Genomic DNA, 15,844 nt, shown 5'->3' on the forward strand with positions numbered 1-15,844 from the left:
CTAAATCTTAAAGGCATCGCTGCCCCCAAAATCTATTGTCAATTCAATATGTCAATGAACTTGTCAATTATCAATTAGCAGTTATCAATTAACAATCCTAAAATTGCCCTATGATCATTGCTTATTGTTTATTGATCATTGTCTTAGTTAAAACCCAGGGATTCGAACCCTTCACTATCGCCCCACCTGGCGGCCTCTTTTTTTCTATCTCAATCTCTTGTTAGGAACGTCCCGCTTTCTTGCAAAGCCTGCCGGCCTTTCGTGGTAAGCGGGCATGCCTCTCAGCAAATGCGGGTGCAAATATACAACTACTTTTCTATCTAAACCAAAAGTTTTTTGAAAATTTTTAACCCCTTTTCCAAAACCTTTCCACAACAACCCAATGAACATCGCCTTACTCGCTTAGCGGGGGCAAATATAACACCCCCCTTCCCCTCCAACCAAATTATTCCTCCCCTTTTTTAATGTTTTTTTGAGGAAATTTATAAGCAGTTGGAAATGAGAATCCAAAATGAAATTTAACTCCTTTTATTTTCGGGATTTGTAGAAGTCCATTTATCGGTAAGGTCAATATATTTAAAATCGAGGGCAGAAGATTGCCTTTCCAAAATATTATCCCTAAAAGATCTTTGTAAAATATCCTCAATTAAATAGTCTTCACGGTTCTTTTCCGGATCATATTCTTCCTTTAAGGATATGTCGAACATACTTGCAGTGGTGTTATACCAGAATGCCCTCCACCCACTTTTTAAATTTCTTACTAGTTCAAAAGCCGTGTCACCGGTTTGCCTATGAATCAATTTCACTAAAATCTGACCTTCAGTTCGGGTGAGTTTCTTTAATTCTGCGGAAAATTCATCTTCAATATAATTCTCCACGATTTTAGTGTAGCGCTTACGATCTCTATTGGACTTGATATGGTCCAGTCTCGAATTAAGCTCTACCAATCTTTCAGAAGCTAGTTTTGCATAAGGATATACCTTTCTTGTTTTTCTCCTTAATATAAGGTAGCGTCTTCGATCCATGGTATTGTCGAACTTCAACTTCCGAAGTAAAACAACTTCTTCCAGATCTATGGATTCACGGGGTATGGAATCCCCCTCAATAATCATATATATCACCTGGGTAGTATCCTGCTCCTTTTCCTCAGTTTCCTGAGAGAAAACCTTAAAGCCTAAAAGCAATACTACTATGTATAAAGCGTATCTTTTCACGTAAGAGTTCAATTTTTTAGAAATATAAATTCTCCAAAATCATTCCAAAATTAATCAATCACAAGTTGCTCTGCTCCTAAAACTTATTAATTTCGCTAAAAATTATGAATTATGAAGCAATCTAAAATACTGGATAAGAAATCTATGAAATTTCTTGAGACTTATCTCAATAATGCTGCACCTACCGGCTATGAAGCTGAAGGCCAGAAATTATGGATGGAATATCTTAAACCTTATGTTGATGAATTTATAACCGATCCTTACGGCACTGCCGTGGGTGTTATTAATCCAAAAGCTGAATATAAAGTAGTTATTGAAGGTCATGCTGACGAAATTTCATGGTATGTAAATTATATTAACGATGAAGGCCTTATTTATGTCGTGAGGAACGGAGGAAGTGATCATCAAATTGCCGCTTCTAAGCGAGTAAATATTCATACTAAAAACGGCATTGTAAAGGGAGTTTTTGGTTGGCCCGCGATCCATACAAGAGACAAGGAAAAAGAAACTTCTCCAAAAATGGATAATATCTGTATTGATGTGGGCTGCGGTAGTAAAGAAGAAGTTGAAAAGCTTGGTGTGCACGTTGGTTGCGTGATCACCTACCCTGATGATTTTTTTATTCTGAATGAGGATAAATTTGTGTGTCGAGCTTTAGATAATCGTATTGGTGGGTTCATGATCGCCCAGGTAGCAAAACTTTTGAAGGAAAATAATAAGAAATTACCCTTTGGATTGTACGTGACAAATTCTGTTCAGGAAGAAATTGGACTTCGTGGCGCTGAGATGATCACACATCGAATTAAACCCAATGTGGCGATTGTTACAGATGTGACCCATGATACAACTACCCCCATGATCGAAAAGAAAACCAATGGTTTGAACAAAATTGGAGACGGGCCGGTAATTTCCTATGCCCCTGCAGTGCAGAATAAATTACGTGAATTGATCATTGATACCGCTGAAAAGAAAAAAATTCCTTTCCAAAGGCATGCGTCCTCACGATGGACGGGAACCGATACCGATGCATTTGCTTACAGCAATGGTGGGGTACCTTCGGCTTTAATCTCTTTACCGCTACGCTATATGCATACCACGGTAGAAATGGTTCATAAGAATGATGTAGAGAATGTGATCAACCTTATTTATGAATCGCTGCTGAATATTAAAGCTGGTGAAAAATTCAGTTATTTCGATTAAAGAAAAAAATTTCACCTTAACACCAAAAGAGTCTTCCATATTGAAGGCTCTTTTTATTTCTCATAGAATTTTTCACAAATATTTAAATATTGCTGAACGCTTTTCCTTCTATATTTAAAGAAAAAATGACCTTAACTCCCAACGATGTTAATACGATCATGACCGATACTCATGAAGCGGTGAAATTGGCCAATCTGGTTTACGTTTCAGAAAAGCACTTATCAATTCGAAGAAAAAAAGTTGGAAGGGGTTTTTCCTACTATAAGGAGGAAAATAAAGTTTCTGATAAGGACATATTAGATAGAATAAAAAAACTTGTGATACCTCCGGCCTGGGAAGAAGTGAAGATTACCCATCTTACTAATGGCCACTTACAGGTGGTAGGCCGTGATGAAAAGAATAGAAAGCAATATTTATATCATCCCATCTGGTCCAAAGTTCGCAACGAAACCAAGTTTTTTAAAATGACGGCCTTTGGAAAAATTCTTCCAAAAATTAGAAAACAGGTCAATAAAGATCTTGAATTAAAAGGGATGCCACGAAGAAAAGTTCTCGCCCTTGTAGTGCGACTTTTAGAAGAAACCCATATTCGTATTGGTAATCACTACTACGCCAAGAATAATAACACTTATGGCCTTTCTACTTTTAGAACTAAACATGTAAAAACTTTTGACGAGGGAATAAAGTTTGAATTTGTGGGCAAAAAAGGAAAAGAGCATTCTATTACCGTGGAAAACAAGAAATTGATCGATCTCATTAATAGGTGCGAGGAAATTCCCGGATGGGAATTATTCAAATTCTATGATGAAAATGGTGAAAAACAATCTGTTGATAGCGGGATGATTAACGATTATATCCATGAATTAAGCGGCGATCAGTTTTCAGCAAAAGATTTTAGGACCTGGTCTGCCACCAAAATATTTTTCGAAACCTTAATTGAAAAAGGTTATGATCATGAAGAAAAGCAGAACAAAAAAAATATATTAGCAGCCTTTGATTCTGCTGCGGAAGGTTTGGGAAATACCAGGGCGGTTTGTCGCAGTTATTATGTGCATCCCAAGGTAGTGAATACTTATGAAACCGGCGAGATTGTTCCTTACTTCAAAAAAGTAAGGGGGGATAAAAAGCCAACTTATGATGAGCTTTCAGAAACGGAAAAAGCGATCCAAAACCTGATTAAAGATTATGAAATAGAAATTAAAGAGTAATTTCTCCACATTCCTTCTCTGCATTTGGCATATTTCAGATATTTTTGAAATATGATTAATTCTATTGCCTTACGTATTGCTGATTTTTTGAGCAACTATCCCCCTTTTTCTTTATTGGAGAAATCCCAACTTTTAGAAATTTCAAAAAGCATTCGTGTTATCTATTTTGAACAGGGAAAGACAATTTTTCAAAAAGATGAAAAAGTTCACGAATACTTTTATATCGTTCAAAAAGGGGCGGTGGACCTTCAAAAAGCTTCGGAAAATGAACTACCGGAAACTATAGATAAATGTGACGAAGGCGATATTTTTGGCTTAAGACCTCTGTTTGCACAGGAAAACTATCAAATCAGCGCTATTGCCGCAGAAGAATGCGTGATCTATGCGATCCCTTTAAAAGAGTTCAAACCCATGGCCGTCCAAAATGCCAATGTGGGGAATTTCTTAATTGAAAGTTTTGCATCCAATACCCGTAATCCTTACGCAACGGTAAATCGTGGAACCTTATTTTCCGAAGAAGAAAAAGAAATAGGTTTTAAACGTGAAAATTTATTTGATCTACAGCTTATTCCGGTTTCAAAGAAAATACTCCTAGTTTCTCCGGAAATGAGCATCGAAAAAGCAGCAATTTCAATGAGTAAAAAGCGGATTGGTTCAGTGATCGTTGCCGAAAATAAAATTCCGCTGGGGATAGTGACCGATGTTGATTTCCGTGAGAAAGTGGTGACCGGGAAAGTGGGGATTGAAGAACCCATAAGTGCCATTATGAATTCTCCGGTAATTTGTTATTCCAAGAACATTACGCTAGCCCAGGCACAGCTTACCATGATGAAGCACAATATCAATCATATTTGTATCACCAAGGATGGCACACCCAATACGAAGGTGAAAGGAATTGTTTCTGAACATGACCTTATGGTCTCCCAGGGAAATAACCCTGCGGTTCTTATGAAGGCCATCAAGCGGTCCAGCAGTACAAAAGGCCTGAAGCGGATTCGGAATAAAATTCTCTTTCTATTGGAAGGTTATCTTAAAAGCAACATTCCGGTGACGCACATTTCCAAGATCATGTTTGAACTGAATGATGCTACGATTAAAAGAGTGATTGAACGCTGTCTTGAAAAGATGGATACAAAACCTCCTGTAAAATTTGCCTGGATGACGTTGGGAAGTCAGGGAAGAAAAGAGCAATTATTACATACAGATCAGGATAATGCGCTTGTTTTTGAAGATGTTCCGGAAGAAGAACTGGAAGCTACCCGGAAATATTTTTTATACCTATCGGAGAGGATTACCAAACGATTAAATATGATAGGCTATGATTTTTGCCCTGCAGAAATGATGGCCAGAAACCCAAAATATTGCCTTTCTTTAACCGAATGGAAAGAACAGTTTTCTGAATGGGTTACAGAATCTGGTACAGATGAAATTTTACTTTGCCAGATATTTTTTGATTTTGATATTGCCTTCGGGGATGTTCGCTTAACAAATTCCATTGCAGATCATGTTTATGATATTTTGAAGAATAACCGCCTATTTCTAAATCGTCTCGCCGCACAGGCCTTGAGAAATCCCTCGCCTCTTGGGTTTTTCAGGCAATTCCTGGTGGAACAGGATGGGGAGAATAAAGATTTTTTCGATATCAAAAAACGAGGTTTAATGCCTTTGACAGATGCTGCAAGACTTCTAATCCTGGAGCATCGCGTTAAAAACATTAGCAATACTGCAGAACGTTTTGAGAAACTGGCTCAACTTGAGCCGAATAATAAAGAAATTTATCAGGCTTCAGCTTATTCGTCTAAGGCCCTACTGAAATTCAGGACAAAACAGGGACTTCGCCATAAAGACAGCGGGCGTTATATCAATCTCGAAGATTTGGGCAAGGAAGATAAAATAAAACTGAAACGCTGTTTTAAGACTATTAAAGAACTTCAGGAATTGATCAAGTTACGATTTGAAACCGCTTATTACTAAAGATGAAATTCAACTGGTTTAATACTAAAAAACGCAACCAAAATCAACCGTATTTCTGGCAGAAATATTCTGAAAAGTTTGAAAAAAAAACACCCGAGAATATTGATGAGATCAAATTTGTGGTGTTTGACACAGAAGCTACAGGTTTTGATTTTGAGAAAGATCGAATTTTGAGTATTGGCGCGGTTAGGGTACAAAATAGAGAGATTAAAATAAGTGAGAATTTTGAAGTTTACCTGGAACAAGAACGTTTTAATCCTGAAACGGTTAAAATCCACGGAATTATTCAGAATGAAAAGTTCGAAAAAGTCGAAGAACTGGAAGCTTTGAAATTATTTCTTGCATACATAGAAAACTCGGTGCTCGTTGCCCATCATGCAGGCTTCGATCTTAAGATGGTAAACAAAGCTCTAAAAAGGCATAATTTACCCAAACTGAAAAACAAATTTCTGGACACGGCTTATTTATATAAAAAAACACGAATTGCCACCAATTTTATCGATCCCAATAAAATGTACTCGCTGGATGATATCGCCGAAGATTATAATATTGAAGCAATAGACAGGCATACCGCAACGGGTGATGCATTTATTACTGCGCTTATATTTATGAAGTTGTTGGGGAAAATTAAGAGCAAAGGTAAGTTACCGCTTCGAACGTATTAATTTTATAGATACTCCTTATAGCGCTCCATTAATGATTTCTTCTACAACTTCAGGATTCAGCAAAGTAGAAGTATCCCCCAGGTCTGAGGTATCCCCGGAAGCAATTTTCCGAAGAATTCTTCGCATAATCTTTCCACTTCTTGTTTTAGGCAAACCTTCAACAAACTGAATTTTATCGGGTTTGGCAATAGGCCCTATTTTATCTGAAATCGTTTGTTTGATCTCTTTTCGAAGATTATCACGATCTCTTGATTCACCAAATTCTTTTAGAATTATAAATCCGTATAAAGCATTTCCCTTTACATCATGAGGAAATCCAACCACTGCAGACTCGGCTACCGCCGGATGTTCGTTAATGGCATCTTCAATAGGCGCTGTACCCAAATTATGACCGGAAACAATAATCACATCGTCTACCCTTCCTGTAATCCTGTAATAACCAACTTCATCTCTTAAAGCCCCGTCACCGGTAAAGTACATATTTTCAAAAGTTGAAAAATAAGTTTCCCTATACCGGTCATGATTCCCATAAATGGTTCTGGCCATTGAAGGCCATGGATATTTTATACATAATCTACCGTCTACCTGATTTCCCTTTATTTCATTTCCTTCCTCATCCATTAATACTGGTTGAATTCCGGGAAAAGGTAAAGTTGCAAAGGTTGGTTTTGTAGGCGTGGCAAAAGGAATGGGAGAAATCATGATTCCGCCGGTTTCAGTTTGCCACCAGGTATCTACAATCGGGCTCTTATTTTTACCAATATTATTATCATACCAGTGCCATGCTTCTTCATTAATTGGCTCTCCAACGGTTCCCAAAACTTTTAAAGAAGAAAGGTCGTGTTTCGTTACGAATTCTAAATCCTTTTTTGCAAGCGCCCTAATTGCGGTAGGTGCCGTGTAAAATTGATTTACTTTATGTTTTTCAATGATTTCCCAGAACCTACCAAAATCGGGATAACTGGGAACTCCTTCAAACATCACCGTGGTGGCACCGTTGGCCAAAGGCCCGTAAAGGATATAAGAATGACCCGTAATCCAGCCAATATCGGCCGTGCACCAATAAACATCATCATTATTATAATTGAAAATATTCTTAAAGGTATAAGCTGAATACACCATATATCCCGCGGTGGTATGCAACATACCCTTCGGCTTTCCGGTAGATCCTGAAGTATATAAAATAAATAAGGGATCTTCTGCATCCATGATTTCAGGAGCGCAATCTTCTGAAGCGTTCTTCATTAATGGTTCCAGCCATTCATCGCGACCGTCTTTAATGTTTATATTAGAACCAGTCCTTTTTACCACCAATACTGAATTAACCTCAGGACAGTCCTCGAGCGCTTTATCTACAATCCCTTTAAGATCGATCGTTTTTTCTCCACGATAAGAACCATCAGCAGTAATTAGTATCTTACAATCTGCATCTACCGTTCTTGTGGCTAATGCTGATGCTGAAAATCCTGCGAATACTACAGAATGTACCGCGCCAATCCGGGCACAGGCCAGCACCACATAGGCAAGTTCCGGGATCATGGGAAGATAAATCCCAACCTTATCCCCTTTCTTAACGCCTTTAGATTTTAGTACATTGGCGACCTTGTTTACTTTCTTATGTAATTCACTATAGGTTAAATGGAGCGCTTTCTCTTTCGGGTCATTGGGTTCCCAAATGATCGCCGTTTTTTCCCCTTTCGTTAAAAGGTGCCTGTCTATACAATTTTCAGTAATATTTAATTTGGCATTTTCAAACCATTTTACTTCCGGTTTTGAGAAATCCCAACTCAAAACATTATCCCATTTTTTTCTCCAGACGAAATGTTCTTCGGCAATTTCCTGCCAGAATTTTTCAGGTTCGCGCACTGATTTTCGATAAACCTGGAAATATTCTTCTAAATTTTTTATGTGATAATTACTCATAATTATGGGATTTCAAAAAATAGGAAAACCGGCCTAACCGGTTATATCCTCTAAATTTATTAAAATAAGAGAGAATCGAAAAAGAAAGCCGAAGATTATTAATGGAGAATTCGTAAAAATTGGAGAATAGTACATCAGACTTTTTGAAAATCATGAATTTATCCAGTCTTTAAAAAAGAATTTACATTTTCTGTGATTCGGGATTCAATATTGGAGACATCTGCTTTCTTAAAGTTTTCTCCGGTGATATTTTCATAAAGCTCTATATATCTTTCTGAAACTGTTTCAATATATTCATCACTCATCTCTGGAACTGATTGACCTTCCAGCCCCTGAAAACCATTAGAAATAAGCCACTGTCTTACAAATTCCTTAGAAAGCTGTTTTTGCATTTCTCCCTTTTCCTGTCTTTCGGAATATCCTTCCGCATAAAAATATCTGGAAGAGTCTGGCGTATGGATTTCATCGATCAAAACGATCTCCCCTTCCGCAGTTTTTCCAAATTCATATTTTGTGTCTACCAAGATTAGATCCTGCTTTGCAGCAATTTCAGTACCTCTTTGAAAGAGTTTTCGTGTAAATTCTTCCAGTTTTAAATAATCTTCTTCGGAAACAATTCCGCGTTTGATAATATTCTCTCTGGAAATATCTTCATCGTGATCACCTTTTTCGGCTTTTGTTGCCGGGGTGATAATGGGTTGTGGAAATTTGTCATTTTCCTGCATTCCTTCAGGCATCTCTACTCCGCATAATTCTCTTTTACCTGCTTTATATTCTCTGGCGGCATGACCAGATAAATATCCGCGGATTACCATTTCAACTAAAAAAGGCTGGCATTTTTTGCCTATGGCAACATTCGGGTCTGGAGTAGCTTCTAACCAGTTAGGTACAATATCCTGGGTTTGTTCCATCATTTTAGTCGCTATCTGGTTAAGGATTTGACCTTTATAGGGAATACCTTTAGGCATCACCACATCAAATGCCGAGAGCCTATCAGTCGCGACCATTAGCAAACGATCATTTTCCAAAAAATAAACATCTCTTACTTTTCCCTTGTAAACCTTCTGCTGGCCCGGAAAATTAAAATTGGTTTTTGTAATAGTATTGTTCATTTGTTGCTTTAATCGTTGTGTTCAATTGTTTTGTAGGCCGCGATCACCTTTTTAACTAACCTATGACGTATCACATCTTTATCATCCAAATAAATCATGCCTACCCCTTTTACATCTTTCAGAATAAGTAAAGCTTCTTTTAATCCTGAAATTACGCGGCGTGGTAAATCTATTTGTCCCGGATCGCCGGTGATCAAGAATTTAGCATTTTTACCCATTCGGGTTAAAAACATTTTCATTTGCGCATGAGTCGTGTTTTGTGCCTCATCAAGGATTACAAAAGCATGGTCCAGCGTTCTTCCCCGCATAAAAGCCAAGGGTGCGATCTGGATCACTCCTTTTTCGATAAAAATTTCCAGTTTTTCATGGGGGATCATATCGCGTAGGGCATCATACAACGGCTGCATATAAGGATCCAGTTTTTCTTTTAGATCACCAGGCAGAAAACCTAAATTTTCCCCTGCTTCTACTGCGGGTCTGGTTAAAATGATCCTTTTCACCTGCTTTTCTTTTAAAGCCTTTACCGCTAAAGCGACACCAGTATAAGTTTTCCCTGTTCCCGCAGGTCCAATCGCAAAAAGTAAGTCATTATGTTTGGACAATTCCACCATTTTACGCTGATTGGCAGTCTGTGCTTTAATGACCTTTCCGCTAATTCCATGCACAATGGTTTCCCCGCTTTCCTTAGAGGTGGAATAATCTTCCTCACTGTTGCTGGATAAAACACGCTCAATAGTATTTTCATCCAGCTTATTATATTTTCCAAAATGATCCATGAGCATGGTGAAGCGTTTATCGAATTCGTCAAGCATTTCTTCATCACCGAAAACTCGAATATTACTCCCTCGTGCGACAATTTTTAACTTGGGAAAATATTTTTTTAAAAGTTCAATATGTTCATTTTGCTGCCCGAAGAATTCACGTGGGCTAATTTCTGAGAGTTCGATAAGAAGTTCGTTCAAAAGCTGTGGTTTTTTAGAATAAGTATTCCAAGGAATACCTCGTTTTTATTTGTGCTACGCAATTCAAATTCCTAATTTTGAAAGCTGTTTTCCAGTGATATTTTTCCGTTTACTCTTAAGGGAATAACTTAAAATAAAATTATATTCGCCTTCTATACAAACTTAAGGAAAATAACGAATTTCAGATTAAAAATATATTAACAATTGCCTATGCCCATCATAACTTTAACCACAGATTTTGGAGAAAAAGACTATTTCGCCGGAGCAGTTAAAGGGGCTATATACAGTGAATTGAATGATGTTAGAATTGTTGATATTTCCCATTCTGTTTCTCCCTTTCATATTAGTGAAGCTGCCTATATTATTAAAAATGCCTATAAAAGCTTCCCCAAAGGAACCATACATATCATTGGTATCGATTCTGAATTGACCCCGGAAAATAAACATCTCGCGGTGAAGCTGGACGATCACTTTTTTATTTGTGCCAACAATGGAATTTTGTCTTTGCTTGCCGCCGAGATCAATCCTGAAAAAATCGTGGAGATCAATATTCATGATAAAATCCAGACCAATTTTCCCGTTCTTGATGTTTTTGTAAAGGTGGCCTGTCATTTAGCTCGTGGCGGAACCCTGGAAGTTATTGGCAAGACGATTAGCGAAATTAAATATATGAGGGAATTTGAGCCTTTAGTAAATTCAGAAAAAAATCAAATTTTAGGTCATGTGGTGTATATTGACAATTATGGAAATGTGATCACCAATATTTCAAGAAAATTGGTCGAAACCGTGGGAAAAGGTCGGGATTTAAATATACAGGCAAGGCGCGTTAATTTTTCTGAAATTCACGAAACCTATAGCCACGCGATCAATTTTAATATTGAAAAAGAAAAACGAATGGAGGAAGACGGGAAAAAACTAGCTATTTTTAATTCCGGTGGATATGTAGAACTTGCTATTTACAAAAGCAATCCAAGCTCGGTTGGCGGGGCGCACACACTTTTTGGTTTAAATTATCTGGACACTGTATCTATAAATTTTAAATAATGCTGGTAAGAATAGTTAAAATGGGCTTTCACGAAGACAGGATCGAAGAATTTCTTGAAAATTTTGAAGATATTAAAAGTGAGATCAGGAATTTTGAAGGCTGCCAGTTTTTAGAACTCTATCGTGATAAAGACAATACAAATCGGTTTTTTACGTATAGTTACTGGAAAAACGAAGCTGCTCTGGAAAATTATAGAAATTCTGAACTCTTTGAAAACGTTTGGGCAGAAACTAAAATCTTATTCAACGAAAAACCTGAAGCCTGGAGTGTGGATAAAATTTATAGCTTACACTAAAATAGATTGAATGCTGGCCATTTTCAAGAAAGAAATCCGTTCCTTTTTCAATTCCATTACCGGTTATTTGGTTATTGGATTGTTTCTCTTGGGCTGCGGACTTTTCCTCTTTGTATTTTCCGGAGGTTATAATATTCTGGATAGCGGTTTTGCAGATCTTAAACCATTTTTTAGTCTTGCGCCCTGGATCTTTATTTTTCTAATTCCGGCCATTTGTATGCGAAGCTTTTCAGATGAAATTCGCATGGGCACCATGGAATTGCTCTTAACCAAACCTATCGGGATTTGGAATTTGCTGCTGGGCAAATATCTGGGAGTTTTAATGCTTATTTTCCTGGCCATACTTCCCACATTAATTTACGTGATTAGTATTGGCGAACTTGCAAATCCCGTATGGAATATAGATACCGGAGCAACTATAGGAAGTTATTTTGGACTATTATTTCTTGGGGCGTGTTATGCTGCAATTGGCATTTTCGCTTCGAGTTTAACTTCGAACCAGATTGTTGCTTTTTTACTGGCGGTTTTACTTTGTTTCCTTATGTATTTTGGATTTGAAGGACTTGCAGATACGGGCATTTTCGGCAATAACACGTACCTTATTGAATCCTTCGGAATAAGTTTTCATTATCAAAGCATAAGTCGCGGTGTCCTGGATTCCCGAGATCTCCTCTATTTTTTTAGTGTCATCTTTTTGTTTTTAAAATTCACTGAACTGAATTTAAACCGGGTAAACAGAAAGCGGTCATGAGAAATTTGAAATCCTTTTTTATTATTCTGGCCGGTTTAATCCTATTGAATTATCTGGCAACTTTATTCTTTTTCAGAATAGATCTAACCGAAGATAAAAGGTATAGCTTATCCCCTGCCGCAAAAGACATTTTAAATGATGTTGAAAACCCTGTAATCTTCGATGTTTTTCTTAAGGGAAATTTCCCTTCAGAATTTCAAAGATTAAGTATGGAAACCCGGCAAATGCTAGAGGAATTTTCAGCATATAACAGGAATATCAAATTCAACTTTATAGATCCTTTAGAAGAAGGTGGAGATGCGACTGCCATCGCGCAGGAATTTTATAAATTGGGCATGGACCCAGCAAGGCTGACTGTTCAGGAAAATGGAAAGTCAAGCGAAAGCATCATATTTCCCTGGGCGATTGCCAATTATGCGGATAAAACGATTAAAATTTCGCTGCTTAAAAATCGAATTGGAGCGACAGATGAAGAACGGGTAAATGCTTCTGTACAACAACTGGAATATACCCTGGCTGATGGTTTGAGTAAAATTATCTATCCGCGGAAAAAGAAAATCGCCGTAATGCGCGGGAATGGTGAATTGCCTGACGCCAGAATTGCCGATTTTATTAAGAGCATCCAGGAATATTATTTTATAGCGCCGTTTACATTAGATTCGGTAGCCGCGAATCCTCAAAACACCTTAAATCGCCTAACGGATTATGATTTGGTGATCGAAGCAAAACCTACCCAGGCTTACACCGAACAAGAAAAATTTGTGCTGGATCAATATGTGATGAACGGGGGGAAAATGCTTTGGTTAGTGGAAAATACGGCTATGGAAACCGATAGCCTGTTCAACCCAAACGGTACTGCCCTGGCCTATTCAAGAAATTTGAACCTTGATGATTATTTTTTCTCTTATGGACTTAGAATAAATCCATCGCTGGTAAACGATCTTTATTCCGCACCCATTATACTGGCAAGTGGTTCTGGAAACAATACACGATTTAATCCCTATCCCTGGTTTTTTAGTCCGCTAAGCAGTTCTCCAAACAATCACCCGATCATAAACAATCTCGAGGCGGTAAGATTTGAATATGCAAATCCCATAGATACCCTTGCAAATAGAATCAAGAAAACTATTTTACTTTCAAGTTCCCCCACTACAAAACTGGAAGGTGTTCCCCTGGAGATCAATTTAAGTATGGTAAGCGAGAAACCTGATTTGGCAACTTATACATCAGGCGAACAGCCCTTAGCTGTGCTGCTGGAAGGAAAATTCACTTCGGTTTATAAAAACAGGATGAAACCCTTCAACTTTTCAGAAGTAAAAGATGAGAGCAAGCCCACCAAAATGCTGATAATTTCCGATGGTGATGTAATTAAGAATGACTTACAGCAAGGGCAGCCATTAGAATTAGGATTTGAAAGATACACAGGTAATATGTATGGAAATAAGGAGTTTCTGCTCAACGCGGTAAATTACCTTCTCGATGATACCGGGCTTATAAATATTCGTTCCAAGGAAATTCAGCTGGCATTTTTAGATCAAAATAAAACTGCAGCGCAGCGAAACCTGTGGCAATTTATAAACATTGGCCTACCCCTGTTTCTTTTGGCAATTTTCGGATTTGGATATTCCTATTATCGCAAAAAGAAATATGCCCGTTAATATCAGGTTCCAATTATAGAAATCAAAGCTACATATTAACAATTCTCTTACTCTAAATAATATTAAGTTACTGTTTATCAAATAAATAAATGTTTTCTATTAAAGATAACTGTTGATAAAAATTGAGGAAAGTGGATGGCAATTTTGGCATATTAAAATATATTTGTAATTGATTCAAAATAATTCAAAAAAAGCCGATGAAATTTATTGTATCCAGCAATTACCTGCTGAAACAGCTACAAATATTAGGAGGTGTCATTAACAATACCAACACGCTGCCCATTCTGGACAATTTCCTGTTCGATCTTAAAAATGATGAGTTAACTGTTTCTGCTTCAGATTTGGAGACTACCATGTCTGCCAAGCTTAAAGTGGAATCAGATTCTGAAGGTAAGATTGCGGTTCCTGCCAAACTTTTGTTAGAGACCTTGAAAACTTTTCCTGAGCAGCCATTAACTTTTGTAGCGGAAGATAACAATACTATTGAATTGAGTTCCAACCATGGAAAATATGCCCTTGCTTATGCTAATGGTGAAGAATTTCCCAATCCCGTTGAACTTGAAGAACCAAGCAGCACAATAATCGAAGCTGATATTCTCGCCCAGGCTATTTCCAAGACCATTTTCGCTTCAGGAAATGATGACCTTAGACCTGTGATGAGTGGTGTTTTCTTTCAGTTTAAAGACGACGGATTAACTTTTGTAGCGACAGATGCTCATAAACTGGTAAAATATTCCCGCGAAGATGTAACCGCCAATGAGCCTGCGGAATTTATCATGCCTAAAAAACCTTTAAATCTACTGAAAGGTATTCTGGCAGGCAGCGAAAGCGAAGTTTTAATTGAATATAATGAATCAAATGCCAAGTTTACTTTTGATGAAACCCAACTGATTTGTAGATTGATCGACGGGAAATACCCAAATTACGAGGCAGTTATCCCGAAAGAAAATCCGAATAAATTGACCATACAGAGAACGCAATTCCTAAGTTCAGTTAGGCGGGTTTCTATTTTTTCCAATAAAACTACGCACCAGGTACGCTTGAAGATCGCCGGGGCTGAATTGAATATTTCCGCAGAAGATGTGGATTACAGCAATAAAGCTGAAGAACGTCTTACCTGTTCTTACCAGGGAGATGATATGCAAATTGGTTTTAACTCAAGATTTCTGGTGGAAATGCTGGGGAACTTAACTGCTGATGATGTAATGCTGGAAATGAGCTTGCCAAACCGCGCGGGAATCCTGACTCCTGTTGATGGTTTGGATAAAGGTGAAAAAATTACCATGCTGGTGATGCCGGTGATGCTGAACAACTAGTTGCCAGTTAGCAGTCACGGTAGGCAGTAAAAAAAATATTATTAAAAAAGCCCGTTCAATTTTGAGCGGGCTTTTTTATTGCTAACTAAACAAATTAAATTACTTTAAAAACTCTATGCTTAAAGGATAACTGGGCATTTCCCCATTGCTGACTTTAATTGCGTTTAAAATGGGGAAAACGAGGACTATAATCCCTATTAAAATCAGTAAAATTACACCCAGTCCCAATAAAAATATGAGGGGGATGCAAATGATCGAATAAATAAACATGCTAATTTGAAAATTAAGGATCATTTTCCCGTGAACATCCATCCCTGCAACCTTCTCCCTTTGGGTAAGCCATATAATTAAAGGAACAACAAATCCGCCAATACCGGTAACCAGATCTAATAATTGGCTTAAATGAGTCATGACCAGTAATTGATTATCCTCTCTCATGATAAATATTTGATGGTTAGTGATGTTTAATGATAGTTTCCATATAATAGACGAGAGAATTATTAGTTTGTTACACCTAAGCC

At 37.6% G+C, this 15,844-nt stretch carries 14 protein-coding genes; 9 read left to right on the plus strand and 5 right to left on the minus strand.

Going from position 1 to position 15,844, the window contains the following annotated elements; all coding sequences use genetic code 11:
• Window positions 1–518: 518 nt before the first annotated feature.
• Window positions 519–1,214, minus strand: coding sequence for a DUF4294 domain-containing protein (locus DHD80_RS12675; RefSeq protein WP_251741665.1), 696 nt, complete (start codon window positions 1,212–1,214; stop codon window positions 519–521).
• A gap of 111 nt (window positions 1,215–1,325) precedes the next feature.
• Here DHD80_RS12675 and DHD80_RS12680 point away from each other — a divergent pair, with 111 nt between their 5' ends.
• The 4 genes from DHD80_RS12680 to DHD80_RS12695 all read left to right on the plus strand — a co-directional run bounded on the left by DHD80_RS12680 (window position 1,326) and on the right by DHD80_RS12695 (window position 6,261).
• Window positions 1,326–2,414 carry a M42 family metallopeptidase gene (locus DHD80_RS12680; protein ID WP_251741667.1) on the plus strand — a complete coding sequence of 363 codons (1,089 nt, stop codon included), beginning with the start codon at window positions 1,326–1,328 and terminating at the stop codon, window positions 2,412–2,414.
• Between the two features lie 125 nt (window positions 2,415–2,539).
• Window positions 2,540–3,622, plus strand: coding sequence for a DNA topoisomerase IB (locus DHD80_RS12685; protein ID WP_251741670.1), 1,083 nt, complete (start codon window positions 2,540–2,542; stop codon window positions 3,620–3,622).
• 51 nt (window positions 3,623–3,673) lie between these two features.
• Window positions 3,674–5,596, plus strand: coding sequence for a DUF294 nucleotidyltransferase-like domain-containing protein (locus DHD80_RS12690; RefSeq protein WP_251741672.1), 1,923 nt, complete (start codon window positions 3,674–3,676; stop codon window positions 5,594–5,596).
• A gap of 2 nt (window positions 5,597–5,598) precedes the next feature.
• The gene (locus tag DHD80_RS12695) at window positions 5,599–6,261 is read left to right on the plus strand and encodes a 3'-5' exonuclease (protein ID WP_251741674.1); all 663 of its coding nucleotides are present in this window, start codon (window positions 5,599–5,601) and stop codon (window positions 6,259–6,261) included.
• 15 nt (window positions 6,262–6,276) lie between these two features.
• Here the strand turns inward: DHD80_RS12695 and acs are convergent, their stop codons facing one another.
• The 3 genes from acs to DHD80_RS12710 form a co-directional block, all read right to left on the minus strand.
• Window positions 6,277–8,184, minus strand: coding sequence for an acetate--CoA ligase (gene acs, locus DHD80_RS12700; protein WP_251741676.1), 1,908 nt, complete (start codon window positions 8,182–8,184; stop codon window positions 6,277–6,279).
• Window positions 8,185–8,342: 158 nt separating this feature from the next.
• Window positions 8,343–9,296 (minus strand): phosphoribosylaminoimidazolesuccinocarboxamide synthase, encoded by a 954-nt coding sequence (locus DHD80_RS12705; RefSeq protein WP_251741679.1) that lies wholly within the window; start codon window positions 9,294–9,296, stop codon window positions 8,343–8,345.
• Window positions 9,297–9,304: 8 nt separating this feature from the next.
• Window positions 9,305–10,258, minus strand: a complete 954-nt coding sequence (locus tag DHD80_RS12710) for a PhoH family protein (RefSeq protein WP_251741680.1) — start codon at window positions 10,256–10,258, stop codon at window positions 9,305–9,307.
• Window positions 10,259–10,468: 210 nt separating this feature from the next.
• Between DHD80_RS12710 and DHD80_RS12715 the strand changes: the two genes are divergently transcribed.
• The 5 genes from DHD80_RS12715 (at window position 10,469) to dnaN (ending at window position 15,323) form a co-directional block, all read left to right on the plus strand.
• A complete protein-coding gene (locus tag DHD80_RS12715; RefSeq protein ID WP_251741682.1) occupies window positions 10,469–11,302 on the plus strand; it encodes an SAM-dependent chlorinase/fluorinase in 834 nt (277 codons plus the stop codon).
• On the plus strand, window positions 11,302–11,598 hold the full coding sequence (locus DHD80_RS12720; protein WP_251741684.1) for an antibiotic biosynthesis monooxygenase family protein: 297 nt from the start codon (window positions 11,302–11,304) through the stop codon (window positions 11,596–11,598). The genes DHD80_RS12715 and DHD80_RS12720 overlap by 1 nt, the downstream gene beginning before the upstream one ends.
• Window positions 11,599–11,608: 10 nt before the next feature.
• Complete coding sequence (gldF, locus tag DHD80_RS12725) at window positions 11,609–12,349, plus strand: gliding motility-associated ABC transporter permease subunit GldF (protein ID WP_251741685.1); 741 nt, start codon at window positions 11,609–11,611, stop codon at window positions 12,347–12,349.
• On the plus strand, window positions 12,346–14,007 hold the full coding sequence (gene gldG / locus DHD80_RS12730) for a gliding motility-associated ABC transporter substrate-binding protein GldG (RefSeq protein WP_251741687.1): 1,662 nt from the start codon (window positions 12,346–12,348) through the stop codon (window positions 14,005–14,007). Before gldF ends, gldG begins: the two co-directional genes overlap by 4 nt.
• Before the next feature lie 197 nt (window positions 14,008–14,204).
• A complete protein-coding gene (gene dnaN / locus DHD80_RS12735; RefSeq protein WP_251741689.1) occupies window positions 14,205–15,323 on the plus strand; it encodes a DNA polymerase III subunit beta in 1,119 nt (372 codons plus the stop codon).
• 99 nt (window positions 15,324–15,422) lie between these two features.
• Here dnaN and DHD80_RS12740 read toward each other — a convergent pair whose 3' ends face one another.
• A complete protein-coding gene (locus tag DHD80_RS12740) occupies window positions 15,423–15,761 on the minus strand; it encodes a DUF4870 domain-containing protein (RefSeq protein WP_251741691.1) in 339 nt (112 codons plus the stop codon).
• Window positions 15,762–15,844 lie beyond the last annotated feature (83 nt).

The organism is Gramella sp. AN32, assembly GCF_023718305.1.
Taxonomy (GTDB): Bacteria; Bacteroidota; Bacteroidia; order Flavobacteriales; family Flavobacteriaceae; genus Christiangramia; species Christiangramia antarctica.